This window comes from Mesorhizobium sp. M0808 (assembly GCF_040320025.1).
In the GTDB taxonomy this organism is placed as follows: Bacteria; Pseudomonadota; Alphaproteobacteria; order Rhizobiales; family Rhizobiaceae; genus Mesorhizobium.
Genome location: NZ_JAMYOX010000017.1, coordinates 77,481 through 102,402, shown reverse-complemented (window position 1 = coordinate 102,402; position 24,922 = coordinate 77,481). Strand labels below are relative to the sequence as shown.

Annotated in this window: 23 protein-coding genes and 1 riboswitch; of the genes, 10 read left to right on the top strand and 13 right to left on the bottom strand. The window is 63.4% G+C overall.

What is annotated here, in order from left to right; translation table 11 throughout:
* Nucleotides 1-68 precede the first annotated feature (68 nt).
* The 5 genes from NKI25_RS20145 to dhaL all read left to right on the top strand — a co-directional run bounded on the left by NKI25_RS20145 (nt 69) and on the right by dhaL (nt 5,483).
* Nucleotides 69-539 carry a nuclear transport factor 2 family protein gene (locus NKI25_RS20145; RefSeq protein WP_023676010.1) on the top strand — a complete coding sequence of 157 codons (471 nt, stop codon included), beginning with the start codon at nt 69-71 and terminating at the stop codon, nt 537-539.
* A 146-nt stretch (nt 540-685) separates the two neighbouring features.
* On the top strand, nt 686-2,947 hold the full coding sequence (locus NKI25_RS20140; protein WP_352621256.1) for a xanthine dehydrogenase family protein molybdopterin-binding subunit: 2,262 nt from the start codon (nt 686-688) through the stop codon (nt 2,945-2,947).
* Between the two features lie 116 nt (nt 2,948-3,063).
* A riboswitch (FMN riboswitch) is annotated at nt 3,064-3,210 on the top strand.
* Nucleotides 3,211-3,287: 77 nt separating this feature from the next.
* Nucleotides 3,288-3,761 (top strand): 6,7-dimethyl-8-ribityllumazine synthase, encoded by a 474-nt coding sequence (locus tag NKI25_RS20135; RefSeq protein WP_352621099.1) that lies wholly within the window; start codon nt 3,288-3,290, stop codon nt 3,759-3,761.
* Between the two features lie 66 nt (nt 3,762-3,827).
* On the top strand, nt 3,828-4,835 hold the full coding sequence (locus tag NKI25_RS20130) for a dihydroxyacetone kinase subunit DhaK (RefSeq protein ID WP_352621097.1): 1,008 nt from the start codon (nt 3,828-3,830) through the stop codon (nt 4,833-4,835).
* A 9-nt stretch (nt 4,836-4,844) separates the two neighbouring features.
* Nucleotides 4,845-5,483 (top strand): dihydroxyacetone kinase subunit DhaL, encoded by a 639-nt coding sequence (dhaL, locus tag NKI25_RS20125; protein ID WP_352999167.1) that lies wholly within the window; start codon nt 4,845-4,847, stop codon nt 5,481-5,483.
* Here dhaL and derI read toward each other — a convergent pair.
* From derI to NKI25_RS20110, 3 genes are read right to left on the bottom strand one after another with little or no spacing between them, the layout of a single operon-like run.
* Entirely contained in the window at nt 5,480-5,923 is a 444-nt protein-coding gene (gene derI / locus NKI25_RS20120) for a D-erythrulose-4-phosphate isomerase (protein WP_023676015.1), read from the bottom strand. The genes dhaL and derI overlap by 4 nt on opposite strands.
* Nucleotides 5,924-5,949: 26 nt before the next feature.
* Nucleotides 5,950-6,708, bottom strand: a complete 759-nt coding sequence (locus NKI25_RS20115) for a triose-phosphate isomerase (RefSeq protein WP_352621093.1) — start codon at nt 6,706-6,708, stop codon at nt 5,950-5,952.
* A 10-nt stretch (nt 6,709-6,718) separates the two neighbouring features.
* Nucleotides 6,719-7,483: a DeoR/GlpR family DNA-binding transcription regulator gene (locus tag NKI25_RS20110; RefSeq protein WP_352621091.1), complete on the bottom strand. Its 765-nt coding sequence runs from the start codon at nt 7,481-7,483 to the stop codon at nt 6,719-6,721.
* 256 nt (nt 7,484-7,739) lie between these two features.
* Between NKI25_RS20110 and fba the strand changes: the two genes are divergently transcribed.
* Nucleotides 7,740-8,804 (top strand): class II fructose-bisphosphate aldolase, encoded by a 1,065-nt coding sequence (fba, locus tag NKI25_RS20105; protein ID WP_023676018.1) that lies wholly within the window; start codon nt 7,740-7,742, stop codon nt 8,802-8,804.
* 47 nt (nt 8,805-8,851) lie between these two features.
* Here the strand turns inward: fba and NKI25_RS20100 are convergent, their stop codons facing one another.
* The 10 genes from NKI25_RS20100 to NKI25_RS20055 form a co-directional block, all read right to left on the bottom strand.
* The gene (locus tag NKI25_RS20100) at nt 8,852-9,790 is read right to left on the bottom strand and encodes a sugar phosphate isomerase/epimerase family protein (RefSeq protein ID WP_023676019.1); all 939 of its coding nucleotides are present in this window, start codon (nt 9,788-9,790) and stop codon (nt 8,852-8,854) included.
* Nucleotides 9,790-11,307 carry a glycerol-3-phosphate dehydrogenase gene (locus NKI25_RS20095; protein WP_352782093.1) on the bottom strand — a complete coding sequence of 506 codons (1,518 nt, stop codon included), beginning with the start codon at nt 11,305-11,307 and terminating at the stop codon, nt 9,790-9,792. The genes NKI25_RS20100 and NKI25_RS20095 overlap by 1 nt, the downstream gene beginning before the upstream one ends.
* A gap of 19 nt (nt 11,308-11,326) precedes the next feature.
* Nucleotides 11,327-12,367 (bottom strand): 2-hydroxyacid dehydrogenase, encoded by a 1,041-nt coding sequence (locus NKI25_RS20090; protein WP_352621088.1) that lies wholly within the window; start codon nt 12,365-12,367, stop codon nt 11,327-11,329.
* Nucleotides 12,368-12,374: 7 nt separating this feature from the next.
* Nucleotides 12,375-13,937: an FGGY-family carbohydrate kinase gene (locus NKI25_RS20085; protein ID WP_352590274.1), complete on the bottom strand. Its 1,563-nt coding sequence runs from the start codon at nt 13,935-13,937 to the stop codon at nt 12,375-12,377.
* Nucleotides 13,937-15,061 carry an ABC transporter ATP-binding protein gene (locus NKI25_RS20080; protein WP_352621084.1) on the bottom strand — a complete coding sequence of 375 codons (1,125 nt, stop codon included), beginning with the start codon at nt 15,059-15,061 and terminating at the stop codon, nt 13,937-13,939. Before NKI25_RS20080 ends, NKI25_RS20085 begins: the two co-directional genes overlap by 1 nt.
* Entirely contained in the window at nt 15,058-16,176 is a 1,119-nt protein-coding gene (locus NKI25_RS20075) for an ABC transporter ATP-binding protein (RefSeq protein ID WP_023676024.1), read from the bottom strand. Before NKI25_RS20075 ends, NKI25_RS20080 begins: the two co-directional genes overlap by 4 nt.
* 4 nt (nt 16,177-16,180) lie before the next feature.
* On the bottom strand, nt 16,181-17,038 hold the full coding sequence (locus tag NKI25_RS20070) for a carbohydrate ABC transporter permease (RefSeq protein ID WP_023676025.1): 858 nt from the start codon (nt 17,036-17,038) through the stop codon (nt 16,181-16,183).
* A 9-nt stretch (nt 17,039-17,047) separates the two neighbouring features.
* A complete protein-coding gene (locus NKI25_RS20065; protein ID WP_352452414.1) occupies nt 17,048-17,971 on the bottom strand; it encodes a carbohydrate ABC transporter permease in 924 nt (307 codons plus the stop codon).
* Between the two features lie 152 nt (nt 17,972-18,123).
* Nucleotides 18,124-19,569, bottom strand: coding sequence for an ABC transporter substrate-binding protein (locus NKI25_RS20060; protein ID WP_352455241.1), 1,446 nt, complete (start codon nt 19,567-19,569; stop codon nt 18,124-18,126).
* A 44-nt stretch (nt 19,570-19,613) separates the two neighbouring features.
* On the bottom strand, nt 19,614-20,588 hold the full coding sequence (locus tag NKI25_RS20055; RefSeq protein ID WP_352999164.1) for a sugar-binding transcriptional regulator: 975 nt from the start codon (nt 20,586-20,588) through the stop codon (nt 19,614-19,616).
* A 222-nt stretch (nt 20,589-20,810) separates the two neighbouring features.
* On the opposite strand from NKI25_RS20055, the gene NKI25_RS20050 reads away from it, so the two are divergent.
* The 4 genes from NKI25_RS20050 to NKI25_RS20035 all read left to right on the top strand — a co-directional run bounded on the left by NKI25_RS20050 (nt 20,811) and on the right by NKI25_RS20035 (nt 24,919).
* Entirely contained in the window at nt 20,811-21,854 is a 1,044-nt protein-coding gene (locus NKI25_RS20050) for a LacI family DNA-binding transcriptional regulator (protein WP_352452412.1), read from the top strand.
* Between the two features lie 36 nt (nt 21,855-21,890).
* Nucleotides 21,891-23,159: an ABC transporter substrate-binding protein gene (locus NKI25_RS20045; RefSeq protein ID WP_352999162.1), complete on the top strand. Its 1,269-nt coding sequence runs from the start codon at nt 21,891-21,893 to the stop codon at nt 23,157-23,159.
* A 75-nt stretch (nt 23,160-23,234) separates the two neighbouring features.
* Entirely contained in the window at nt 23,235-24,080 is an 846-nt protein-coding gene (locus NKI25_RS20040) for a carbohydrate ABC transporter permease (protein ID WP_352621076.1), read from the top strand.
* Nucleotides 24,077-24,919 (top strand): carbohydrate ABC transporter permease, encoded by an 843-nt coding sequence (locus NKI25_RS20035; protein WP_352621074.1) that lies wholly within the window; start codon nt 24,077-24,079, stop codon nt 24,917-24,919. Before NKI25_RS20040 ends, NKI25_RS20035 begins: the two co-directional genes overlap by 4 nt.
* Nucleotides 24,920-24,922: the final 3 nt, after the last annotated feature.

Genomic DNA, 24,922 nt, shown 5'->3' with positions numbered 1-24,922 from the left:
GACACGATGACAGAGACGACGACCCCGAACAGCGGTTCCCAGATGCAGGCGACGAGCAGGAGATCGATATGAAACTCACGCGACGCGCCGTTGCCGCCGCGGGTGGCGGCCTTTTTGTTTCTGCCGCAGCAGCTTGGGGCGCCACATCCGACCCGGGAGCTCGTCACGGGCTCGAGGCCGCCGTCGACGCCTTCTTTGCCGGCTGGGCCTCTGGCGACTGGACGGCATTCCTTGATTGTTGCGATGAGACGATGACCTTCCAATTCCCTGTCGGCGAGCAACGAGGCCGACACGGACCACCGGAAGGCAAGCGGGCACTCGCAGCCTGGACCGCCGCGCATCAGGCGCAGGGAAACAGGATCACGAAATCGACCGTCGATCTCAAGCTCTTCGCCGCCGACTGGGTCATCGTCTGCGACCGCGGGAGCGGGACAATCGGTGGCGCGCCCTACACTGGCCTGCATGCGATCCTCATCCGGGCCGGCCCGACAGGGAGGCTGGTCGAATTTCGCGAGTATTTCGGCGAGATCGCCGCGTGAGCTCCGGCCGCCGCGCGACGAACATAAAGGTGCGAGGAAGCGGCGTCGTCGCGGCCTCGATGCTTCCGAACTCCAGATGAAAAATCTTTAGGTGACTTATGAACGAGACCATACCCGGACTGCCCGGCTCCGCCACCCATTCAAGGATGAAACCTCGTCCCGATGCTGGCATCATCGGGAGGCCGATCGACCGCATCGACGGTCCGCTCAAAGTGACGGGCGGCGCCACATACGCTTACGAGAATGAGCTGGATGGTACAGCCTATGGCTACATTCTCGGCGCCTCCGTCGCCAAGGGCCGCATCGCCGAGATCGACACGACCGAAGCCGAACGGGCGCCGGCAGTGCTGCTCGTCATCACGCACCGCAATGCGCCGGCCCAGCCGGATTTCGGCCCAACGGTCACGCCAACGGTGCCGGAGGTCTTCACGCGCCCCCGGCCCGCGCTCAACAGCGATCGAGTACGGTATTACGACGAGCCGGTCGCGCTGGTCGTTGCGGAGACGTTCGAGGCGGCACGCGCTGCTGCGGGCCTCATCAGAGTACGCTATGACGAGGAGCCGGGCCTCTACGATCTACCGGGACATATCGCCGACGCCTACGCGCCAAAGCGGACCAATGCCGGCTTCGAGACCGACAGCGTGGTCGGCGACTTCGAGCGCGCCTTTGCGACGGCGCCGATCAAGATCGATTCCACCTACGGGACCCCCTTCGAACATCACAATCCGATGGAGCCGCATGCGACGCTTGCTGCCTGGTCAGGCAACGAGCTGACGATCCGTACATCGGCGCAGACCCTCGCGAACTTCCGGGCCGGGGTCGCCAGCACGCTTCGCATCCCGCTCGAGCGAGTGCGCATCGTCAGCCCCTTCATCGGCGGAGGCTTCGGTTCCAAGCTGATTGCCCATGCCGACACGATCCTGGCCGCACTTGCAGCGCAGGTGCTGCAGCGCCCCGTGAAGATCGCGCTGACGCGACAACAGATGTTCGCCAATGCCGGTCATCGCGCAGAGATGGTCCAACAGGTACGTCTCGGCGCGGACACTGACGGGCGGCTCACCGGGATCGCGCACGATGTCTGGTCCGCAACGTCCAGCTTCGAGGAGTACTGCGAACAAACGGCAGTTTTTGCGCGCTCGCTCTACGCCGCGCCGAACCGTCTCACCCGCCATCGCCTGGTTCCGCTGGACATCAACCGCGGCGAATGGATGCGCTCGCCCGGCGAAGCGCCCGGCATGCTGGCTTTCGAATGCGCCATGGATGAGCTCGCCGAGCGCGCCGGTCTGGACCCGATCGAACTCAGGATCCGCAACGAACCGGCACAGGATCCCGAGCGCGGCGTGCCGTTCTCCACCCGCAATCTCGTCGCCTGCATGGAGGAAGGCGCCCGCCGTTTCGGCTGGGAGCGGAGAAACCCGACACCGGGCCGAACTCGGGAGGGCCGCAAGCTTATCGGCCACGGCATGGCGGCGGCGATCCGTCCGAACTATATCGGCGCGGCGACGGCGCGGGTTGCGATCGACCGGGACTGTCGGGTGACGGCGCGGCTCGACATGACCGATATTGGGACCGGCACCTATACGATCCTGACCCAGATTGCCGCCGAGAGCCTCGGCCTGCCGATCTCGTCCGTCAAGGTGGAGCTCGGCGACAGCCGCTTCCCGCGTACCGCCGGCTCCGGCGGGTCCTGGGGCGCAGCAAGTGCGGGTTCGGCCTTGTATAATGCGTGCAACGTCCTCAAGGAACGGATCCTGGAGGCGGCGCAGTCGAACGAAGCCTCGCCGTTGCGCGGCGCGAACGCCACCGAGGCAAGCTTTGCCGACGGCGAGGTCAGGGTCGGCCAGCGATCGGCGAGCCTGGCCGATCTTATCCGAGGGATCTCTCCCGACGGGCTCGAAGCCGAAGGCTCCGTAGCCGCGGGCGCCACCACCCAGTCATACAAGACCTATTCGCAGCATTCCTATGGCGCGCATTTCGCAGAGGTCGCTGTCGATTGCGATACCGGTGAAATCCGGATGCGCCGGATGCTGGCTGTGATCGGCGCGGGCCGTATCCTCAACGCCAAGACCGCGCGCTCGCAAATCATCGGCGGCATGACCTGGGGGATCGGTGCAGCGCTGATGGAGCAGACGGTGCTCGACCCGCGCTACGGCCACTTCGTCAATCACGATCTTGCCGAGTATCATGTGCCGGTCAATGGCGATGTCCCCGATATGGAGGTCGCCTTCCTCGAGGAAGACGACGACAAGGCCAACCCGCTTGGCGCAAAGGGTCTCGGCGAGCTCGGCGTGTGCGGTGCGGGGGCTGCTGTCGCCAACGCCGTTTACAACGCGGCCGGCGTGCGAGTGCGTGAATTTCCCATCACCTTGGACAAGGTGCTGCCTGCCTTACCGGTGATCGCCATTTGACGCTCTCCTCCCTCGCCCTCAACGGTGACCAGGTCGAAACGAATCGCTATTTCTGCGCCATCGACGACGACGCCGGTGGTTGACAGCGCTTTCCGGCCCTTCCATACAAACGCCGTCAATGTTCTCAGGGCGGGGTGAAAGTCCCCACCGGCGGTAAGGGTCTCGGCCCAAGCCCGCGAGCGCTTTCCGGTTAGCCGGAGGGGTCAGCAGATCCGGTGTGATTCCGGAGCCGACGGTCACAGTCCGGATGGAAGAGAACGAAATGGAAGACGGTCCGCTTTCGCGGTTCGGACTCCGTATCGTGCGTCCTGATTCTGGTTCGAAACGGAAGGATGGACCCATGAATCAGCATTCCCACAACGACTATGAAACGATCCGCGTTGCCGTCATTCGCGCGCGTTGGCATGCCGATATCGTCGACCAATGCGTTGAAGCATTCGAGGCGGAACTGGCGGTTCTCGGAGAGAAACGCTTTGCCGTCGATGTCTTCGATGTGCCTGGCGCTTATGAGATTCCCCTGCATGCAAAGACGCTTGCCGTGACCGGCCGCTATGCCGCTATCCTCGGCGCCGCGTTCGTCGTCAATGGCGGCATCTACCGGCACGAGTTTGTTGCAAGCGCGGTCATCGACGGCATGATGAATGTGCAATTGTCGACTGGCGTGCCGGTGCTTTCGGCGGTGCTGACGCCGCACAACTACCATGACAGCGCGGACCATCACCGCTTCTTCTTCGAGCATTTCAAGGTCAAGGGCAAAGAGGCGGCCAGTGCCTGCATGCAACTGCTGGCAGCACGCGAACACATCGCGGCGTGAAACCTCCACCGCCGGGTGGAAATCCCGGTAAGGCGCTGTAGTATCTCACGAAGCAGGAGGATGCCGGTGCAGACCAAGAAGATCATCAATGACGGCAATCGCTCCGTCGACGAGATGCTGGAGGGTATTCTGGCCGCGCATCCGCGCCACCTCAGAAGCGCGGACGGCAGTCCGCGCGCCATTATCGCCCGCGACGGACCGCGCCCAGACAAGGTCGGCCTTGTCATCGGCGGCGGCTCGGGCCATGAGCCGACCTTCCTCGGCTTCGTCGGCAAGGGGCTGGCCGACGCCGCCGCGATCGGCAATGTCTTCGCCTCGCCGCCGCCGCACCCGATCCTCGAATGCGCCAAGGCGGCCAGCGGTGGCGCCGGCGTGCTGTTCATGTACGGCAACTATGCCGGCGACGTGATGAACTTCGACATGGCCGCCGAAATGGCGGCAATGGACGACATCGAGGTGCGCACCGTGCTGACCACCGACGATGTCGCCTCGGCGCCGCGCGACCAGAGGCAGAAGCGGCGCGGCGTCGCCGGCAATTTCTTCATCTTCAAGGCCGCCGGTGCCGCATGCGACCAGATGCTGTCATTCGATGAATGCGAGCGTATCGCCAGGAAGGCCAACGATCACACCTTCACCATGGGCGTGGCGCTGTCGCCCTGCTCGCTGCCGCAGACCCGCCGGCCCAATTTCGAGATCGGACCGGACGAGATGGAGATCGGCATGGGCATCCATGGCGAGCCAGGCATCGCGCGCGGAAAGTTGAAAACGGCCGACGAGATCACCGACGAAATGCTGGACAAGGTCCTCGACGAGATGGCGCCGGCGCGCGGCGATAAGGTCGCCGTTCTGGTCAATTCGCTCGGCTCGACGCCGTTGATGGAGCTCTACATCATGAACCGACGCGTCAAGCAGAGGCTGGATGACGTCGGTATTTCCGTCCATGCGACCTGGGTCGGCAATTACTGCACCTCGCTCGAAATGGCCGGCGCCTCGGTGACGCTGATGCATCTCGACGGCGAGTTGCAGGCGATGCTCGATCATCCTTGCGACTGCGCCATGTTCCGCGCCGGCTGAGAAAGCATCATGACCTCGATCGGTTCAGTCGGCTTGAAAAGAATGTTCGATGAGATCGCGGCGGCGATCGACGCCGACAAGGACAGGCTCTGCCAACTCGACGGCGTCATCGGCGACGCCGACCATGGCATCGCCATGGCACTAGGCTTCACTGCTGCGCGCGATGCACTAGCGCAACTTGACCTCGCGGCGACCGAGCCGACGGCGCTGCTCAACACTGCGGCGAAATCCTTCCTCAACGCGGTCGGCGCCTCGTCAGGCCCACTCTATGCGACCGCCTTCATGCGCGGTGCCGCCGCCGTCAAAGGCAAGGCAATTCTGGAGGACGCTGACATCATCGCCATGCTCCGGGCGATGGCGCAAGGCATCCAGGATCGCGGCAAGGCCGAGCTCGGCGAAAAGACCATGGTCGACGCCTGGCTGCCGGCGGCGCAAGCAGCGGGTGCCGCGCAGCAAGCCGGCACGAGCCTGTCCGAGAGCCTGGAGGCTGCACTTGCAGCGGCCGAACGAGGTGCCGAGGCGACCAAGGACATGATCGCCGCCAAGGGCCGATCATCGCGGCTCGGCGAGCGCTCGCTCGGGCATATGGACCCCGGCGCCGCATCGGCCGTGACGATCATCAGAGCGATGTGGAACAGTCTGGCTTAACCCCGCTTCGCCGCGTCGAGCCTGTCGATCGCCTGGACATTGCCGGCCGATGGTCCCTTCTCATCGAATTCCGATGCAAGCCATGCATCGACGATCGACTTGGCCAGTTCCGGGCCGATGACGCGCGCGCCCATGGTGATGATCTGGGCGTTGTTGGATTTTGCCGCGCGCTCGGCCGAATAGGTGTCGTGGGTGAGTGCGGCGCGAATGCCGGGCACCTTGTTGGCGGATATGGATACGCCGATGCCGGTGCCGCAAAACAGGATGCCGCGATCGTTTTCGCCGTCCAGGATGGTCTGCGCGAGCTTCTGTGACAGGTCGGCATAGTAGCCCGACTGGCTGAGGTCGCTAACCGTGAGGCCGGGCTTGGTAGCGAGGTGAGCGGCAATGACGTCGAGCAGCGGCTTGCCGGCGCTATCAGCTCCAATGGCAATTTTCATGTTCCGTTTCCTTCCTGTTTGATGATTCAGATCGCCGCCGAGGCGCGCTTGAGGATGTCGATATAGCCGTCCGCCTGCCAGGCCGAGCGGCCGATGAACAAGCCGTCGATGTTGGGCTGGCCGACCAGTTCGGCGGCATTTTGCGGATTGACGCTGCCGCCATAAAGCACCGGCGGCACCACCGGCAGCAGGTCGCGTGCGATTTTCTTGATTAGCGCCTGCTGGCTGTCGGCATAGTCCGAACTGGCCGGCACGCCCTTGTCGCCGATCGCCCAGACGGGCTCATAGGCAAACAGGATCGTCGCCGCCTTCGCCGCGCCTTCGAGAAACTGCAGCGCGCCGTGCACCTGCAAGGCCAGCACCGCAGCGGCCTGCCCGCTGTCGCGTTGAGCCAAGGTCTCGCCGACGCAGATGAGTGGCACGAGACCGTGCTTCACCGCCGCCGCAGTCTTCAGCCCGACAGCCTTGTCGGTCTCGCCGAAATGCTCGCGCCGTTCGCTGTGGCCGAGCTCGACCATGTCGAGCCCGCAGTCTTTCAGCATGACCGGCGAGATCTCGCCGGTCCAGGCACCGGCGTCGGCCCAATGCATGTTCTGCGCGCCGACCTTGATGCGCGTCGGCGACAGCGCTTTCTTGACCTCGCGGATCGCCGTGAAGGGCGGGATGACGAAAGGCTGGATGCACTCGTCGAAACCGGGGACGAACTCCGCCAGCGCCTCGGCGAAAGCCAACGCCTCGGCGAGCGTCTTGTTCATTTTCCAGCTGGTGCCGACCCAATAAACCATACGTGCCCTCCTATTCTGCGATCACTGTCAGCGAAACGCCGGCACCATCCAGCGCGACGCGCATCTGCGGCTGCGGCTCGCGGCCGGTGAAGACCGTGTCAAAGGCCTTGAGATCTGTCAGGAAGTGCAAGGCAGTGCGGCCGAATTTCCCATGATCGACCAGCAGATATTTGCGCGCTGCTGCGGCCATCATCAGCCGTTTGGTCTGGACCACTTCCTGATCCTGGTGAAAGGCAGAGGCACCATGGATGGCCGATGACGACAGGAACGCGACATCGGCGCGCAATGATTTCAGCGTGTCCTCGGCGAGCAGGCCGAAGAAGCCGTGAAACTTCTTGTTGTATTGGCCGCCGAGCGCAATCAGGTTGATGCCGGCAACGCCCGCCAAATCCTGGATGACAGCCAGATTGTTCGAGATTACCGTCAGCGGACGCAGATCGGCAAGATGCCGAGCAACGCCGCCCGCGGTTGAGCCGTCGTCGATGATCACCGTCTGACCCGGTTCGATCATCGTCACGGCAGCGGCGGCGATGCGCTTCTTCTCGTCGCCGGCCAGCCGCTGGCGGTAGCGGAAATCGCTCTCGAAAAGGCTGCTCGGCTGGATCGAGGCGCCGCCGCGCACCTTGCGCAGGAAGCCGCTTTCCTCGAGCTCGTCGAGGTCGCGGTGGACAGTCATCTTTGACACGCCGAAGCGTGAGGCAAGATCGTCGACACTGGCGGTGCCGATGTCCATCAGAAAATCCATGATGCCTTGCCGACGGCCGTCGCTCTTCATTTCCGCGGCTTCCTCGTGCAATCCGGTTCCGAGATATAACAGCAAACGTTGCACAAGCCACCAAATTTTTTGTGATAATGTTATATCTCTATGGGATGTCATGACGCTTCTGGTCGCGTCCTGTAACAAGAATTGCTGCCGGCCGAGCGCCCAGCGGTTGCGGTGCCGCGGAAATCCGGCCAGAAGCATCAGGGGCTCGACGACAACCGAACGGCCCGCAAACACTGGCTCGAAACCGGATACGGGAGACTACTGAGTGGCTCGCATCACACTGAGACAATTGCTCGATCATGCCGCCGAATACGGCTACGGCGTGCCTGCCTTCAACATGAACAATATGGAACAGGGCCTCGCCATCATGGAGGCAGCCGAGGAGACCAAATCGCCGGTTATCCTGCAGGCGAGCCGCGGCGCGCGAGCCTACGCCAACGATGTGGTGCTGGCCAAGCTGATCGACGCGCTGGTCGAAATCCATCCCGATATCCCGGTCTGCATGCATCTCGACCATGGCAACAACGAAGCGACCTGCGTCACCGCGATCCAGCACGGCTTCACCTCCGTGATGATGGACGGATCGCTGAGGGAAGACGGCAAGACGCCGGCCGACTACGCCTATAATTCCGGCATCACCCGCCGCGTCGTCGACATGGCGCATTGGGGCGGCGTCTCGGTGGAAGGCGAGATCGGCGTCCTTGGATCGCTTGAGATGGGCGGCGGCGAGCAGGAAGACGGCCATGGCGTCGAGGGCGTCATCAGCCACGACCAGCTGCTGACCGACCCGGTGCAGGCCGAACAATTCGTGCGCGACACCCGTGTCGATGCGCTGGCCGTCGCCATGGGCACCAGCCACGGCGCCTACAAGTTCAGCCGCAAGCCGGACGGCGCTGTGCTGGCCATGAACGTCATCGAGGAAATCCACCGCCGTCTGCCGAGCATGCATCTCGTCATGCACGGCTCGTCCTCGGTGCCAGAGGAGTTGCAGGAGATCATCAACAAATATGGCGGCCAGATGAAGCCGACATGGGGCGTGCCGGTCGAAGAGATCCAGCGCGGCATCAAGCACGGGGTGCGCAAGATCAATATCGATACCGACAACCGCATGGCGCTGACCGGCGCAATCCGCAAGGTGCTGACCGAGAACCCGAGCGAATTCGATCCGCGCAAATATCTGACGCCGGCAATGGCCGCGATGCGGAAGCTGTGCAAGGAGCGCTTCGAGCAGTTCGGCACCGCCGGCAACGCACCGAAGATCAAGCCGCTGCCGCTGTCGGAAATGGCCAAGCGCTACAAGTCTGGAAGCCTCGATCCGAAATTTGGCTGACGTATTCCGGTTCTGAGCAGGAGCTGCCTCAGCTCCTGCTCATCCGATCATGCTCGCGGCAAGAGATCGGCCCTGCCGGTCTCGATAAATGGTGCCCAGTAGTCGACCGACTCGCGGATCATGGCGATGACCTCGTGGTCGACGGGCTCGCGCTCGCGGAACGACAATTCCAGGCAGATCTCGTTGTCGACGCCGCCGCCGCGACGCACTGTCTGAAGGAGCTTTTCCGGCGTGATACGGCCGTCGTTGTTGTAGGTCGCAGTGAACGGCCAATGGCCGCCCTTGTTCATCGACGACTGCTTGACGTGGATGATCGGCGATTGCCTGGGAAAGGCTTCGGCCCAGGCATAAGGGTCGGTGTCCGCCGGATTGCTCGAGGTCACGTCGCCATGGTCGATGTCGACCATCATCTTGAGCGGGACGGCCATGCCGGCCGCTTCGATCTCGCGCTGCAGTGCCCGGCAGCTTTCGATCGTATGGCCGAATTCGCGGCCGACCGACATCGGCTCCCAGAACAGGTAGGTCAAGCCGGCTGCTTTGGCATGCTCGGCGACCTCGCGCCAGCATTCCAGCGCGATGTCGAAAAGCCGCGCGCGACGTTCAGGATTGTCGTAGTCCCGGTGGGTGAAGATCGCGAATTGCGTGCCCATGCCCGCGGCGCCGAGCTCGGCCGAAACTTCTGAAAAGGTCTTGAACCAGTCGACGTAGTAGCGCCGCACGTCGGCATCGGGATGGCCGAAATGATTGAGCCGGCCGTAAGGGCCGGTCATCGCGGAGGTCACGCGCACACCGGTGCGGTTGAGCGCGGAGCGGAACAGGCGGACGAATTTGGCGATCGTCGCCGCCGGCCAGCCGGGATTGACGAATTCATGGGTGAGTTGGACGTCCCTGATACCGATCTGATAGGCGATCGCGTCGATCAGGTCGTCCGGCTCCGCAAAGCGGTTGACCAGCGGATTGGTGTTGAGCGAAAGCGTAAAGGCCATCAGCCGGCCTTTGCCAGCCGGCTCGAGCACCAGTCCTCGAAGGCGGTTCTTTCCGCGGCGGACAGATGCAGGCCGTGCTTGGTGCGCCTTTCGAGAATATCGGCGGCGGTCTCGGCCCATTCATGCTCGAACAGGTAATTGGCTTCGCGCTCGAAAAAATCCTTGCCGAAGCGCCGGCCCAGTTCGGCGAGCGAGGTGGCCGCGCCGACCAGATCGCGCGTCCTTGTGCCGTAGAGCCTGCCGTAATGCTTGACCAGCGATGCCGGCATCCAGGGAAATTCATGGCCGAGGTCGCCCAGAAACTGCTCGAAATCGGCATTGGCGATATCGCCGCCCGGCAGGTGCCCTTTCGAGGTCCACGGCTTGCCCATTTTCGGAAAGAACGGGGCGATACGGTCGAGCGCGTGCTCGGCCAATTTGCGGAAGGTGGTGATCTTGCCGCCGAAGACCGAAAGCAGCGGCGCCTGCCCAGCCGGTGCGTCGAGTTCGAATATGTAATCGCGGGTCACCGCGCTCGGATTGTCGGCATTGTCGTCATAGAGCGGCCTGACGCCGGAAAACGAGTAGACGACGTCGCTTCGTGCGAGCTGGCGCTTGAAGTAGCGATTGACTGCCTTGATCAGGTAATCGATCTCGCTCGCATCGGCGGTCACGTCCTCCGGCCGCCCTTCATAGGGAATGTCAGTGGTGCCGATCAGCGCCAGATCGTTCTGATAGGGATTGATGAAGATCACCCGCTTGTCGCTGTTCTGAACGAGATAGGCCTGCCGCCCTTCCCAGAATTTCGGCACAACGATGTGGCTGCCCTTGACCAGGCGCACGTTGCGCCTGGAATTCTGGCCGGCGACGCGGTTGATGACGTCGTTGACCCAGGGTCCGGCGGCGTTGATCAGCGCCCGTGCCCGGACTGTGGTCCTGACGCCGGTTCGACCGTCGCGCATCTCCACCGACCACAGGCCGTTTTCGCGGCGGGCGGCGGTGCAGGCAGTGCGGGTGAATATCCTGGCCCGACGCTCCGCGGCGTCGAGCGCATTGATGACGACCAGGCGGGCGTCGTCGACCCAGCAGTCGGAATATTCGAAGCCGCGCTTGAAGGCGTCCTTGATCGGCGCGCCTTCGGGCGCGGTGCGCAGGTCGAGCGTACGCGTGGCCGGCAGCCGCTTGCGGCCGCCAAGATGGTCGTAGAGGAACAGGCCGAGCCGGACCAGCCAGGCCGGCCGGTCATCGGGGCTGTGTGGCAGCACGAAGCGCATCGGCCAGATGATGTGCGGCGCGGATTCGAGCAGCACCTCGCGTTCGATCAGCGCCTCCCGCACCAAGCGGAACTCGTAATATTCGAGATAGCGCAAACCGCCATGAACGAGCTTTCCCGATCGCGAACTGGTGCCCTCGGCGAGATCGTCTTTTTCGCAAAGAATGACCGACAGGCCCCGGCCTGCCGCATCGCGCGCGATCCCGGCGCCATTGACGCCGCCGCCGATGACGAAGAGGTCGACGATTTCGGTTTCACCGCTCATCTCGCTCTATGCCCTGTCGTCAGCATGGATTGACCGGAGGCAGACCGGCGATGAAGCGGCGCACTTCCTCGGCCGCCTGCTCGGCCGCGTAGGTCACGGTGCGTACCGACGCGCCGGCGATATGCGGCGTCAGCGTCACGTTCGGCAGTTGCAACAGCGGCCAGTCGGCAGGCACCGGCTCGACGGCGAACGTCTCCAGCATAGCGCTGCCGATCTGCCCCGAGACGAGCGCCTCGTAGAGCGCATCGTAGTCGACCAGCGGTCCGCGCGCGGTATTGACGAAGATCACGCCGGGTTTCATCCGGGCGATGGTGTCCTTGGCGATCAGACCGCGCGTCTCCTCGGTGACCCGGGAGTGCAGCGTGACCACATCGGAGCGCGACAGCAGATCGTCCAGCGCAACCAGCTCGACGCCGGCATTGCGGTCCTCGGCGCTCAATTGCACATAGGGATCGCAGACCAGGATGCGGCAGCCGAAGGCGCGCAGCAGCCGAACCAGCCTGGTGCCGATATTGCCGTAGCCGATGACGCCGACGGTCATTTCGTTGAGCTCGCGGCCGGTACGATCGGCGCGGTAGAGATCGCCGCGCCACTCGCCCTTGCGCAAGGCTTCGTGGCCGACGCGGATCAGCCGCGTTTCGGCGAGAATGGCGCCGATGGTGAACTCGGCTACGGCGCTGGCATTGCGGCCGGGCACATTGACCACGGTGATGCCGTGGGCCTTGGCGGCGGCCATGTCGATGTTGATAGGTCCGCCGCGCGAGACCGCAACCAGCTTGAGCGTGGGCAGGCGCTGCATCATGCTTTCGGAGAGCGGCGCAAGCTGGGTGACGAAGATTTCGGCGTCGCCGATGAAATCCACCACCTCGTCGGGATCGCCGAAATACTCCTTGACCTTGTCCAGACCAAGCGCGGCATTGCCGAATTGCATCGGCTCGTCGGGCCAAGCGGTCTCAATGCTGCGGATGTCGAGGTTGTCGCCGCAGGCCGCCTCGATTTTCTCGCGAAACACTTCCGGAAGCATGAAGCGGTCGCCGATGATCGCAATTTTCTTGGGCATGCTCTTCTCAATTCACGTCAGTTTGCCTGGACGCGGCCATCGAACGCCAGACCGGCCGCAGCGCCTCATGCGCCAATGTGTAGGACGGAGCCATCGCCTCATAGGCACCGGCAAGTTTCCGGTCGCTGGGCTCGGCCGCACGGAGCAAAGGCGTGACCCATTCACTGACGCAATCGTCCATCGATGCGTACTGGCCGACGCAGACCGCAGCAATCATTGCGGCGCCCGCAGCACCGGCCTCCTCGCGCTCGCTGGTGCGAATGTCGGCGCCGACCGCAGCACCCAGGATCTTGCGCAGAGCCGGGCTCCTGGCCGCTCCGCCGGTCAGGCGGATTTCCTTGGGCAGCGGCCCCATGGCGGCGTAGCAATCGCGTGCCGCGAAAGCCAGCCCCTCGAACACCGCGCGGACCATGTCGGCATAGCCGTGCCTGGACGAAATGCCGATGAAGCCGGCCCTGGCATTGGCATCGACGAACGGCCCGCGCTCGCCGGCCTCCGAGACATAGGGCTGGTAGAGCAGCGAGCCTGGCTCGGACGACGATATCCATTGGTCGACCAGCGCGATCATCTCGCCATTGGTCCGCGTAATACCTTGCGAGGCGAGAATGCCGGAAGCGAGGCCAAGGACCCAGTCGATATTGAGCGTTGCCGCCATGTTCGACTGCATCTGCGCAAAGACGCCGGGTGCCGGCATCGTCATCGTGTAGCCGGTTGCAGCCTCGTTGAGCAGAACCTCGTCCGGCGTTTCGGCAAGCCGCATATGCATTCCGGTGGAGCCGATGATCGAGCATCCCGGCTTGCGTTCGCGATCGAACAGGCCGGCGCCGAGCGCCGTGCAGGCGACATCGACATAGGCCAGAACGACCGGTGTGCCGGCGAGCAGGCCGGTCGCATCGGCTGCTGCCACCGACAGCGAGGTGCTTTGCCTGGTGCCATCGACGATGGGCGGCAACAGATGCCGGAGATCGGTGACGCCGAGTACCTCGAGCACATCATCGCAATAGCCGCGCGTGCGGAAGTCGCCGAAGGTGAAGGTGCCCTCGGACGGGTCGGTGGCGCGGTGGCCGGTCAACTTGAAATAGAGCCAGTCCTTGCAGTGGAACGCCGTCGCTGCATTGGCAAGCATCGCGGGCATGTGGCGCTTCATGAACACGAACTGCGATCCCTGCTGGCAGGCAGCGAGCCCGCTGCCGGTCTTTTCGAAGCGCAGCCGGTCCTCCGGCCGCGCGCGGATCTCCTCGACGACCGCGGCAGCGCGCGCGTCGAGCCACAGCCAGCCCTTGGCAACCGGCTCGCCATCCTTGTCGATCAGCCAGGTACCGTCGCCCTGCCCGGTCACGGCGATGGCAATGGTCCGGCTGGCGAGATCCGGCACCTTGTCGGCAAGCTCGCGCAAGGTCGTCGCGGTATCGGCCCAGGTGCGTGTCAGGTCCTGCTCGGCGCCGCCGCCCGGCAGTGTCTCGTATTTATTGGGCAGCGCGGCGGACGCGATCTGCCTGCCCGCCGTGTCAAAGGCGACGGATTTTATGACAGACGTGCCGGCGTCGATGCCGATCAGCACATCCTGCATCAAGCAAGCTCCGTGCCGTGCGAAATGGCATTGCCGCTCGCCTGATCGAAGACGTGAAGGTTTTTCGGATCGATGCTGATCTTGATCGGCGCGCCAAGCTCCAAGCGGGTTCGGTCATGTTCGACCAGGACCAGCGAACCGCCGGCGAAATCGGCGGCGATATGGGTCTGGTCGCCGAGCCATTGATTGGCCGAAACCGTCGCCGGCACACCATCCTTGGAGCGGCGGACCGCATAGGGCCTGACGCCGATGACGACGCGCTGCCGGTTGAGCAATTCGTCGCGAACCGGGCCGCTGAAGGCATCCTTGTCGTAGTGGAGCGAAAGCCCGTCGGGAAGCTTGAGACTGATCTTGCCGGCAGCCGTGCCGACATAGGCCTCGAAGACATTCATCGGCGGCTCGCCAACGAAGGTGCCGGTGAACAGGTTTGCCGGCCGCTCCTTGAGCCTGTCAGGCGTATCGAACTGCTGCAGCACGCCGCCCTCCATGACAGCGATGCGATCGGCCAGCGCATTGGCCTCGGTCTGGTCGTGGGTGACCAGAATCGCGGTCAGGCCACGCTCCTTGATGAAATGCTTGATGCGGCCGCGCAGCACGGCGCGAAGCTGCGGCTCGAGCTGGCCCATCGGCTCGTCCAGCAGATGCAGGTCGGCCTCGCGGATCAGCGCCCGGCCGAGGCTGGCGCGCTGCTGCTGGCCGCCGGAGATCGAGCTCGGATAGCGCTCGAGAATGTCCTCGATCTCGAGCAGCTTGGCGATGTTGGCAACCTTTGCATCGACCGCACTCTTCGCCAGCCTGGCGGCCTTGAGGGCGAAGGCCATGTTCTCGCGCACGGTCAGCGGCGGGTAGAGCGAATAGCCCTCGAAGGCCATTGCGACGTTGCGCCTGACCGGCGGCAACGTGTGCACCTTGCGGCCGGCAACCGAGATGCTACCCCGCGAGACCTCTTCGAAGCCTGCGATCATGCGCAATGTCGAGGTCTTGCCGCAGCCGGACGAGCCGAGCAGCGCCACGATCTCGCCCTTGGCGATTTCCATCGTCAGGTTCTTGACGGCGTGTACGCCACGGTCGATCGGACCGTAGAACTTGTCGACGCCCGAAATGGTGATTGCGGTCGGGCTCATGCCGCTTCTCCGCTGCGCAAATTGACGACGTTTTTCGAGCCGATGCGCTCGCCGCTTGTGCGATCGAACAAAAGGGCGCTTTTGCTGTCGACGGCGATGTAGACCTTGCCCTCGGATTGGCCCGGTGTCCCGGACGGACGCGAAACCAGGATTTCACGGCCGCGCACGGTGCGCACCAGCGTGACGATCTTCTCGTTGAGCGGCGTCTCGGCCTCGACCGTCACCGGGATGGCGCCGGGCGTGCGTTCATCGACAAACGCCAGCGCCTCGGGCCGCAGCCCGATCACGCAGTCGCGGCCGACCGCCGCCTCATGCGCGCCGGCAAGATGGACCTGGACGTTGGACAGGCCGACATAGATGCCCTTGGCGTCCCGCGCCGGCTTGACGTCCAGAAGGTTGATGGTCGGGTCGCCGAACAGCCGGGCAATCTCGACGTTGGCCGGCTCGCGATAGATCTGCTCGGGCGTGCCGAGCTGTTTGACGACGCCCTGCGACATCACCGCGATGCGGTCGCCGAGCGCCATCGCTTCCTTGTAGTCCTGGGTGACATAGATGACGGTCGCGCCACGATCCGCCAGCAGTCTTGGCAATTCCAGCCGCATTTCGAAGCGCAATTTGGCATCGACGTTGCGCAAGGGATCATCGAGCAGCAGCAGCGGCGGCGAGCCGACCAGGGCGCGGGCAAGCGCGGTGCGTTGCTTCTGGCCATTGGACAGCGCCCGCGGCTTGTGGCTGAGCACATGGCCGATTTTCAACAGCTTGGCGACGCTCTCGACGCCGGTCTTTATCGTGCCTTGCGATGAGTGCTTCGCCTGCAGCGGCGTCGCAATGTTATCGAACGCCGTCATATGCGGGAACAGCGCGAAGTTCTGAAATGCCATGCCGACGCCGCGGAACTCGGCGTCGAGATCGGTCATGTCCTCGCCGCCGATGAGTATCTTTCCCTCGTCGGGGTCGATGACGCCGGCCACCAGCCGCAGCAGCACGGTCTTGCCGGCGCCGGACGGCCCGAACAGGACCAGCGTTTCGCCGTCGGCGACGGTCAGCGACAGATTGTCGAGAACAGTCTGGCTTTTATAGCGCTTGACGATGTTTCGCAGTTCAAGGCTTGCCATCGGACTATCCTTTCACCGCGCCAAGCGACAGGCCTTCGACGAGATAGCGTTGCGCATAGAGCGCGAGCGCCAGCGTTGGCGTGATCGACAGCACGATCGCCGCCGAGATCTGGCCATACTGGATGCCCGAGGAGGTGATGAAGGCGAGCGCGCCGACCGTCACCGGCTGCTTGTCGGCCGAGGCGAGCACCAGCGCAAAGACGAAGTTGTTCCAGGCAAAGATGAAGGCGAGCAGACCGGCAGCGGCAATGCCTGGGCCGGCGAGCGGCAGCGCGATCTTGCGGAAGGTGGCAAACCAGGAATGTCCGGCGATGCGGTAGGCGTATTCGATGTCGGCGGGAATGTCCTCGAAATAGCCGCGCACGATCCACAGGATCAACGGCAGGCAGATCAGCTGATAGACCCAGATCAGCCCGATATAGGTGTTGGCCAGCCCGAGCTTCTGGAAATAGAGGGTGAGCGGCAGGAGCACCAGCAGCGCCGGCGCAAACCGGAACGACAGCAGCGTAAAGGCAATGTCCTCCGAGCCGCGGAATTTGTGCCGCGCAAAGGCGTAGGCCGCCGGAACGCCGAGCAGCAACGCGACGGCAACCGAGGTGACCGACAGGAAGACGGAATTCCAGAGGTTGCGCATGAAGGCGATATCGAGCGTGCCGGCCGCCGTCATCAGCTTGCCGGTGATCAAGGCAGTGTAGTTGGCGAGCGTCGGCTCGAAGACAAGCTGCGGCGGAATCCGCAGGATTGTCTCGTTGGTCTGGAACGACATCATCAGGATCCAGACGATCGGGAACATGAAGAAGATCACGACCAGCGCCAGGGCAATGCCGCGCAGGATGCGTTCGAGAAGCGAGGTGTGTTCCACGCCAGCCTCCTATGCCTGGCCGCGGGCGCGTTCGCGCAGCCGCAGCCAGTTCTTGATGAAAATGTTCGAGAGGAAATAGGTGATCGCCCACAGGATGATCATCAGTGCCGCCGAGCGGCCGACATTGGTCGACTGGAAGAAATTGAGATAGGCCTCGACCTGGAACACGGTCAGCGTGTCGCCCGGACCGCCCTGGGTCATAGCGTAGATGATGTCGAATTGCTGGATCGAATCGAGCAGGCGGAACAAGGTCGCCGTCAAGATGTAGGGGGTCAGCATCGGCAGTGTGATGCGGAAGAAGACGAAGCTGCGTGGCACGCCGTCGAGTGCTGCCGCCTCGAAGGGCTGCGTCGGCAGGCTGCGCAGGCCGGCAAGCAGCAGGATCATGATAAAGGGCGTGTAGACCCAGATGTCGACAAGAACGACGGTGAGCAGTGCCGTCGACGGAGACGAGGCCCAGCGGAAATCCTGCAACCCGATCAGGCTGGCGAGATAGCTGAGCACGCCGAAACCGGGATTGGTCATCAGCTTCCACATCAGCGCGGCGAGCGCCGGCGCCGTCATCAGCGGCATCAGCAGCATGATCGAGATGAAGTTGTTCAGCGTCGAGCGCTTTTGCAGCAGCATGGCGATGCCGAGACCGAGAAGCAGCTCGAGCACGACGGTGATGCCGGCGTAGAGCAGCGAGATTTCCAGCGTGTTCCAGAACTTCGGGTCGGTGAAGAAGGAGATATAGTTGTCGCCCCAGTTGAACTGCCGCGCCCAGGGTTGGCTCAACCGGTAGCGCTGGAACGAATAGACCACCGACGTCAGGAACGGGATCAGGATGCCGATGCAGACCAGCAGAGCCGGCAGGCTAAGGAGATAGGGCAGCACCCGCTTGCTGATCCTGAAGCCCGACGGCCTGTTTCTTTGTATTGTCGCCGCAGTCATCGGCTGCTCCGTCATCCTGTTGCTTCGCCGTCCCGGCCGCCCAAGGGAGCAAGGCGGCCGGTCGGGCGAGCAGGCGGCACCTTTCGGGACCGCGTCGCAAACGTATCACATCTCAAAGGCTAGCCCGCGGACGGGTCAGCCTTGGCCGCGGCTTAGCCGAGCCCGGCTTCCTTGAGCTGGCTGTTGATGCTCTCGGCCAGCTTGTCGAGGCCCTCGTCGACCGGCACTTCCTTGGCCACCATCTTCTGCAGCGTCGCCGCCCATTCGGTGGTGAGATCGAAGAACAGCGGCTGCGGGGTGAACTTGATGCTGGCGCCCGGTGCCGAGACGTCGAACATCTCGACATAACCCGGATAGCTCTTGTTCAGCTTCTCGCGGAACATCTCGTCGTTCCAGACCGACTGACGAACCGGATTGACGAAGTCCATCTTGGTCGCACCGAACAATGCATGCTCGGGTCCGGATGCCCATTGCATGAAGTACCAGGTGGCGTCCTTGTCCTTGGAGAAGTTGGACATCGACAGCGACCAGATCCAGATATTGGGCGTCGGCGCCTTGGCGGCAGGATTGGCCTTGAATGCCGAAAAGGCGAGCTTGCCGGCCATCTTGTTGTCGCCGCCATTCATGAAGTAGCCAAGGATGTCGGCGTCGTAAATCATCGCCGAAGCACCTGCACCGAGATCGGTGCCGACCTGATACCAGGTGTAGGTCGACCAGTCCTTCGGGCCGCTCTCCTGGATCATCTGGACCCACTGCTTGTGGAAAGCCTTGGATTCGGCGGTGCTCATCGCGGCCGACAGCTTGCCGTCAGCCGAGACGTTCAGGTCCTTCTGGTCGAAATTGGCGTAGGCCGACAGGAAGCCCGGGTGGATCGTTGCCCAGGAGCGCGAGCCGCGCACGCCGATGCCGTAGACGCCACCGCCGACGTCCTTGGTGAGCTTCGCCGCCGTAGCGACCATCTCATCCATATTGCCGGGAACGCTGACGCCGACCTTGTCGAACATGCCCTTGTTGTAGGTGATGTTGTTCTGCTCGAAGCCCCACGGAATGCACCATTGCTTGGCGTCCGCCGAACCGAGGGCGCCGCCCGGCTGGCCGTTCCAGGCGCAGGAGTTCTTGACGCCGGGCAGGAAGTCGTCCCAGGCATATTTCGGGTTGGTCTTGGCCGGATCCTTGATCCATTCGTTGAGGTCGGTGATCCAGCCGGCCGGACCGTAGGTCCAGGTCATGTAGGCGCCGGTCATGAAGGCATCGTATTCGGGCGAGCTGGCCGACAGCGCGGCGGTAACCTTGTCGAAATAGACGTCTTCGGGGAACACGTCATAGACGACTTCCATGCCGGTCAGCTTCTTGAAATTGTCGAGGTTGGCGATCATCGCATCGGCGTAAGGATGCTTGTTGAGCAACAGCTTGATGGTTTTGCCCTTATGCGCCTGCCAGTCGAAATCAGCCGCCAGGGCGCGGGTCTGCCCGAAATTGAGCAGTGTGCCGGCGGTGCTGGCGGCAAGGCCCATTGCACCGAGGCCCTTGATCAGCCCACGGCGGTCGACTTGTCCACGCAGGAATGCGTCGATGAGGTCTTTCTCTTTCTCATGCATTTCTCTTCTCCTCCACAGGGTAGTTTCAACGAAATGGTTGCCGGCTACCCGACCGGCGTCTGTTCCACGAGCGATCGCGCCGTCCGCTCGTCGGTTATCAAGCCTTTGAGATAACGGCCCTCCAGCACTGACTTGATGGCGCGAACCTTCACCTTGCCGCCGGCGACGGCGACAATCCTGCGGTTGCTGATGTCTTCGCGCGCCAGTGCCAGCGCCCGGTTGGAAAGCGTCGTCGCAACGGCCTTTCCGGCATCGTCGAAGAAATGGCCGAGCAGTTCGCCGACACCGCCGTTGCGGCGGATCTCCTCCATCTCGCCCTTCTCGATCATGCCGGTGGCGACAAGCGAGGCCTCACGTTCGGCGGTGCCGATGCCGGCGATGAGCAAGTCGGCGGACTTGGCGAGGTCGAAGACATCGCTGACGCCTTTCTGCCCGAGCAATACTGTTCGATCCTCGACCGTGTTGGCGAACATCGGTACGGGCATCACATAGGCCTCCGCGCCGGTGCGTTCGGCGACACGGTGGATGACGTCATGGGGGTTGGCCGAGAACTTGCGCGTCAGGCCGCCAAGCAGCGAGACGAAACGGATCCTGCCGGCCGATATGCGCGGCAGATATTCCACGCAGGCGGCAAGCGTGCGGCCGTGGCCGACGCCGATCAGCGCCTCTTCGCCGCGTTCGATCTCGCGCTTGAGAAACTGCGCGCCAGCAATGCCGAGCGCCTTGAGCGGCAGGTCTTCGGCATCGAAGTCCGGAACCACCTCGCAGTAGTCGAGGCCGTAGCGGCCGGACAACTCATCCTCAAGCTCCACGCATTCGGAGACTTCGCCGTCGATGTAGACTTTGACCAGGCCTTCCTGATTGGCCTTGGTGATCAGGCGATGCGCCTTGAGACTGGTCAGGCCAAGCCGTTTGGCGACCTCCGACTGGGTCAGGCCGCCGGCATAGTGAAGCCAGGCGGCACGGGCTGCCATGCCGGTCTCATCGTCGCGCAGCAGGCCGTTGCCAAAACCAACCATTTCCGCCCTTTGATATTTTTATCAGTTGCTGCAAAATTTTTCACAAGGCGTCGCCCGAGTCAAGCAACCGCTGCGTTTAAATCTCCGGCCAGGAGCTTGCCGGCCGGGGCCGAATAGAGCCGCGCTAACCAATGGGCAAGAAACAACACTGACCGCGCGCCATTTAAAACGTTTGCAATTTCGCTTGAAGTGATTACAACGAAACTTCGTTCGGGAGGAACGATGCCGGCCCGCGTTACCACCCTCAAGGAACTTGCTGCGCAGCTCGGCCTGTCGATCACGACCGTTTCGCGCGCTCTTGCCGGCCACGAGCAGATCGCCTTGAAAACGCGCCAACGTGTCACCGAGGCCGCGCGCCAGGCCGGCTACGTGCCGAACACGGCAGCCCGCACGCTGGTCTCCGGCCGCAGCGGCTTCGTCGGCATGGTACTGCCGATCCGCGGTCCCAATCTGGTCGATTCCTTCCTCGGCGAATTCGTCACCGGATTGGGCGAAGGGCTGGTTTCGCACGGCTCCGACCTGATCCTGGCCGCAGCGGCGCAGGGCCAGTCGGAACTTTCCGTGCTTCGCCATGTCGTCGAATCCGGGCGCGCCGACGGCGTCGTCGTCACCCGCATCGCCGAGGTCGACGAGCGACTTGCCTATCTGCGTCACCGCAATTTCCCGTTCGTCGCGCATGGCCGGCTGCTCGACGGCGACTTTGCCTACCATTGGCTCGATACCGATGGCGCGCACGCATTCGGCGAGGCCTTCGACATGCTCTACGATCTCGGACACCGCCATTTCGGCCTGGTGACGATTTCCGAGCCGATGACATTTCGCCATCTCAGACAGGACGGGCTCGCCGCCGCGATCGCCCGCCGGGGCGATCCGTCCGTCAGGCTCGATGTGGCGACGGCGCCGCGTTTCGATCGCGGTGCCCGCATCCAGGCAATCATCCGGCTTCTGCACGCCACCGAGCGGCCGACGGCGATTGTCGCGCTGTTCGACGAGCTGGCGCTGACTGTGATGGAAGAGGCGGGGCGCGCCGGACTTGCCATTCCTCGCGACCTTTCGGTGATCGGCTTCGACAACATAGCCGCCTCCGCCTATGCGCCGCCGGGGCTGACCACTTTCGACGCCTCGATCCGCCGGTGCGCGCGCGAGATCGGCGAGATGCTGCTGACCGTCATCGGCGACAGGCCGGACGCGCCACTGACGCGGCTGGTCCGGCCGACACTTGTCTCGCGGGCAAGCCATGGCCCGGCACCCACAGGACGGAACTGACGCCTTAGCGGCGCACAACCAGGGAGGAAGACGACGATGAATGCGTTGAGGACATTGGCAGGTGCGGTGCTGGCGTTGTCGCTTGCTGCCGGCGCAGCACAAGCCCAGCAGGTGTTGTTCTGGTCGACACAGGCGCGACCAGTGGAAGAGACACAGAAGATGCGCAGCGAAGTGCTGAAGGGGTTTGACGGCCAGGTCGACTATCAGGTCGCCGAGGACGGGCCCTGGCTCACCCGCCTTCAGGCCGAACTGCAGGCCGGCTCCGGCACCATAGGCGTGCTCGGCGGCCTGCACGGAGACTTCTCCACCGTCGGCGCGAACCTTGTCGATCTCTCTGGCGTCGATCTCGGTGGCGTCAAGGTCAACGAGACCTACAAGAAGCTCGGCATGCTCGGCACCGGCGAGCAGAAGTACCTGCCATGGATGCAGGCCACCTTCCTGATGGCGGCCAACAAACAGGCGCTGCGATATCTGCCGGCCGGCACCGATCTCAACACCATCACTTATGACCAACTGATCGAGTGGGCGAAAAACATCGCTGAAAAGACCGGTTCGCCCAAATTCGGTTTTCCGGCCGGCCCGAAAGGGCTGAAGCACCGTTTCTTCGAGGGTTTTCTCCTTCCATCGTATACCGGCTCGATGGTGACGAAGTTCCGCTCGGCGGAGGCCGAGACGGCGTGGAATAAGTTCAAGGACTTGTGGCAATACACCAACCCGAATTCGACTAACTATGCCTTCATGCAGGAGCCGCTGCTGACCGGCGAAGTCTGGGTGGCATTCGATCACGTGGCGCGCCTCGCCGACGCCTTCAACCAGAAACCCGACGAGTTTGTCGCCTTCCCGGCGCCGGCTGGCCCGGCAGGCCGCGGCTACATGCCGGTGGTGGCCGGTGTCGCTATCCCGAAGACCTCGCCTGACATGGACAAGGCCAAGGCGCTGGTCGCCTATATGCTGAAGCCGGAAACCCAGATCGCGACGCTGAAGGCGACAAACTTCTTCCCCATCGTCGACGTCAAGCTGCCCGACGACATGCCGGCCTCGGTGAAGGCCTTCAGCCCAGTGATCGCCACCATGACCGGAGCTCCCGACGCGTTGCCGGCGCTGCTGCCGATGGGACTTGGCGGCCTCGGCGGCAAGTTCAATCAGATCTACACCGACAGCTTCGAGCGCATCGTGCTCGGCGGCGAGGATGTGCACGGCGTGCTCGACGAACAGGCGACGGCGCTGAAGGTGATCATCGACCAGGCGAAGGCGCCATGCTGGGCGCCCGACAAGCCCTCGCAAGGCGCCTGCCCGGTCGATTAAGAATCCTCCCGGGCGTCCGGATTTCCAGCGCGCCGGGCGCCCACCCCTTTTGAAGCTTCGAATAGAGAGCGCTCCATGCACAGCAAGGCCCTGCCCTATCTGCTGCTGACGCCGGCGACGCTGTTCCTCTGTGTCTTTTTCCTCTACCCGTTCGTATTGGTCGCCTTCGAGGCGTTCACCCGCGACGGCGGCTTTACGCTCGACAATTTCCGCACCATGGCGGGCAGCTGGAAGTTTCCGGTCACTGTCCGCAATACGCTGCTGCTGAGCGCCATCGTCGTGCCGATCCAACTGGTAATGGCGCTGCTGATGGCAACGGTGGTGTCGCGGCTTGAAACCGGGCGCAGCGCCGCGCTTTATATCTTCGCCATTCCGCTCGGCATCTCCGATCTCGCCGCCGGGCTGATCTGGCTCGCCATCTTCGACCAGTCCGGCTTCCTGAACACCTTGCTCTCCAATCTCGGCGTCATCGACAGGCCGGTTATGTTCCTCGGCTACCAGAGCAAGCTGACGATCTTCATCGCCGTGACGCTGGCCGAGATATGGCGCGCGACCGCCATCATGATGGTCATTCTGGTCGCCGGCATGGGGCTGATCCCCCGGGAATACTACGAGGCGGCGGAGGTTTTTGGCGCTAGCCCGTGGAAGCGCTTCATCAAGATCACGCTGCCTCTGCTGCGCCCAAGCCTGCAGACGGCGATCATCCTGCGCGTCATCCTTGCCTTTGAGGTCTTTGCCGTGGTTGCAGCACTCGGCGGCACCAATCTGCCGGTGCTGATGGGCGAGACCTACAATTGGCAGTTCACACTGCAGGACCACAATGTCGCCGCCGCCATGGCGCTGTTCATCCTCGCCATCTCGATCGGCTTCACGCTGTTCTTCCTGCGGGTGCTGCGTGTGCCGAAGGAGACTCGCATATGAGCACTGTCGCGGAGCTCTCGATCGCCGCGCCTGAGGCCCGCAAAGCCGGCAACTGGTTGCTGGTCGCAACGGTCATCCTGCTTTGCGTCTGGGTGCTGCTGCCGATCTATCTGTTGATCGTCAACGCGCTATCGTCGCCGGAAGAGGTGACCGCCTTCCCCAGGCGCTTCTTCCCGTCATTCGATTTCGGCAGCCTTTCTTTCTTCATCAATTTCGCCGGCGTCGCCAAGGCGCTGTGGAACTCCGTTCTCGTCGCCACGCTGACGATGCTCCTCTCGATCGGCTTCGGCGCACCCGCGGGCTACGCACTGTCGCGCTTCGATTTCCCAGGCAAGGAAACGTTCCGTTTCCTCGTGCTGATGACCCGCGCCTTCCCGCTGCCGCTGCTGGCGCTGCCCCTGGCGGTGATGTTCATCCGCACCGGCCTCGACGACACCGCGATCGGGCTGGCGCTGGTCCACACCACGCTGGCGCTGCCGTTTGCGGTGCTGATCACCTTCTCGCTGTTCTCCGGCATTCCCGTCGAGCTGGAGGAGGCGGCCTGGACGCTCGGCTGCACGAGATTGCAGGCATTCCGAAAAGTCATTCTGCCGCTGGCGCTGCCGGGCATCGCGGCGTCCGCGGTGTTTGCCTTCACCATCTCCTGGAACGAGGTGTTTGCCGCCGCCGTGCTCACCATCGAGAACCGGACGCTGACCGCCTTCCTGCTGCAGAGCCTTGGCGAATCGCCGCTCTACCTCAAATTCACCGGCGGTGCTGCCTTGGTTATCCCGGCACTGATCTTCATTTTTGCCGTCCGCAAATATTTGTTCGCCATGTGGGGGATCGCCAATCGATGACGC

What these genes read in the sequence shown, in the direction of transcription:
- NKI25_RS20145 (WP_023676010.1), top strand. Translation starts at nt 69, where the DNA reads ATGAAACTCACGCGACGCGCCGTTGCCGCCGCGGGTGGCGGCCTTTTT.
- NKI25_RS20140 (WP_352621256.1), top strand. Translation starts at nt 686, where the DNA reads ATGAAACCTCGTCCCGATGCTGGCATCATCGGGAGGCCGATCGACCGC.
- NKI25_RS20135 (WP_352621099.1), top strand. Translation starts at nt 3,288, where the DNA reads ATGAATCAGCATTCCCACAACGACTATGAAACGATCCGCGTTGCCGTC.
- dhaL (WP_352999167.1), top strand. Translation starts at nt 4,845, where the DNA reads ATGACCTCGATCGGTTCAGTCGGCTTGAAAAGAATGTTCGATGAGATC.
- derI (WP_023676015.1), bottom strand. Translation starts at nt 5,923, where the DNA reads ATGAAAATTGCCATTGGAGCTGATAGCGCCGGCAAGCCGCTGCTCGAC.
- NKI25_RS20115 (WP_352621093.1), bottom strand. Translation starts at nt 6,708, where the DNA reads ATGGTTTATTGGGTCGGCACCAGCTGGAAAATGAACAAGACGCTCGCC.
- NKI25_RS20110 (WP_352621091.1), bottom strand. Translation starts at nt 7,483, where the DNA reads ATGAAGAGCGACGGCCGTCGGCAAGGCATCATGGATTTTCTGATGGAC.
- NKI25_RS20100 (WP_023676019.1), bottom strand. Translation starts at nt 9,790, where the DNA reads ATGGCCTTTACGCTTTCGCTCAACACCAATCCGCTGGTCAACCGCTTT.
- NKI25_RS20095 (WP_352782093.1), bottom strand. Translation starts at nt 11,307, where the DNA reads ATGAGCGGTGAAACCGAAATCGTCGACCTCTTCGTCATCGGCGGCGGC.
- NKI25_RS20090 (WP_352621088.1), bottom strand. Translation starts at nt 12,367, where the DNA reads ATGCCCAAGAAAATTGCGATCATCGGCGACCGCTTCATGCTTCCGGAA.
- NKI25_RS20085 (WP_352590274.1), bottom strand. Translation starts at nt 13,937, where the DNA reads ATGCAGGATGTGCTGATCGGCATCGACGCCGGCACGTCTGTCATAAAA.
- NKI25_RS20080 (WP_352621084.1), bottom strand. Translation starts at nt 15,061, where the DNA reads ATGAGCCCGACCGCAATCACCATTTCGGGCGTCGACAAGTTCTACGGT.
- NKI25_RS20075 (WP_023676024.1), bottom strand. Translation starts at nt 16,176, where the DNA reads ATGGCAAGCCTTGAACTGCGAAACATCGTCAAGCGCTATAAAAGCCAG.
- NKI25_RS20065 (WP_352452414.1), bottom strand. Translation starts at nt 17,971, where the DNA reads ATGACTGCGGCGACAATACAAAGAAACAGGCCGTCGGGCTTCAGGATC.
- NKI25_RS20060 (WP_352455241.1), bottom strand. Translation starts at nt 19,569, where the DNA reads ATGCATGAGAAAGAGAAAGACCTCATCGACGCATTCCTGCGTGGACAA.
- NKI25_RS20055 (WP_352999164.1), bottom strand. Translation starts at nt 20,588, where the DNA reads ATGGTTGGTTTTGGCAACGGCCTGCTGCGCGACGATGAGACCGGCATG.
- NKI25_RS20050 (WP_352452412.1), top strand. Translation starts at nt 20,811, where the DNA reads ATGCCGGCCCGCGTTACCACCCTCAAGGAACTTGCTGCGCAGCTCGGC.
- NKI25_RS20045 (WP_352999162.1), top strand. Translation starts at nt 21,891, where the DNA reads ATGAATGCGTTGAGGACATTGGCAGGTGCGGTGCTGGCGTTGTCGCTT.
- NKI25_RS20040 (WP_352621076.1), top strand. Translation starts at nt 23,235, where the DNA reads ATGCACAGCAAGGCCCTGCCCTATCTGCTGCTGACGCCGGCGACGCTG.
- NKI25_RS20035 (WP_352621074.1), top strand. Translation starts at nt 24,077, where the DNA reads ATGAGCACTGTCGCGGAGCTCTCGATCGCCGCGCCTGAGGCCCGCAAA.